The following is a 728-nucleotide window of genomic DNA, read 5'->3' on the forward strand; positions in this document are numbered from 1 at the left end:
TTTTTTTGTGTCATTCGGCTTGACTAGTAGTGCTACATGACATACGCTGATAGCACTAGACACACAGAGAGGGATACTATGGCTGACTATGTAGTGACGAGCGTGATGCAGCTTTTTGAGCGATTGGGCATGTGGGAGGCTGATCCGCGCCCACTGATCGACTGGGGCCACGCATGGCGCGCACAAGAGCGTGAGAAAACACAGGATGAACTCGCGCGTGGCCCGTATTCGGGGGTTTCTGGCGTGATCTTGAGCGAGGACGGCACGATTCTAGGCGAGTATGAGCAGGCGAGTGAGGCGCGTTTCGTGACCGAGGAAACCCGTAAGCGCTGGAAGCTGGTCATCAACGAAATCGGCGGGGCACTGGCTCGGATACGCGGCCTAGCCGGGCCAGCTATCGCGCTGAGTGGGCGTGAGGTGACTAGCCCGCAAAATCCGTTGGACGTGCGAGAACTACCGCAGCGGTGGGCGGATGCGCCACCCTCGCACGCGGTGGATGAGATACTGAAAATTATGCACGACGCGGAAGCTGAGGCTCTGCGTGCGCGGGGACTGGTTCGTGCGCGTTTGGGGACTCTTGCCGCGCAGGGGCATCTCAACATCAACGCTTGTTCAAAATTTTATGGATTTTCTCGTCAGACGATTTACACGTGGGCTGAGAGTTCATCTGGCCCGCGCGACTAAAACGCGCGCACATATATAGGGGGTAGTAAAACGCTACCCCCCCC

General features: G+C 57.4%; 1 protein-coding gene. It reads left to right on the top strand.

The genetic code is table 11. From position 1 onward, the window contains the following. Positions 1-78 precede the first annotated feature (78 nt). Positions 79-684, top strand: a complete 606-nt coding sequence (locus LRP54_RS08350) for a hypothetical protein (protein ID WP_231235761.1) — start codon at positions 79-81, stop codon at positions 682-684. The last annotated feature ends 44 nt before the right edge of the window (positions 685-728 follow it).

This window comes from Schaalia sp. lx-100 (genome assembly GCF_021083625.1).
Taxonomy (GTDB): Bacteria; Actinomycetota; Actinomycetes; order Actinomycetales; family Actinomycetaceae; genus Pauljensenia.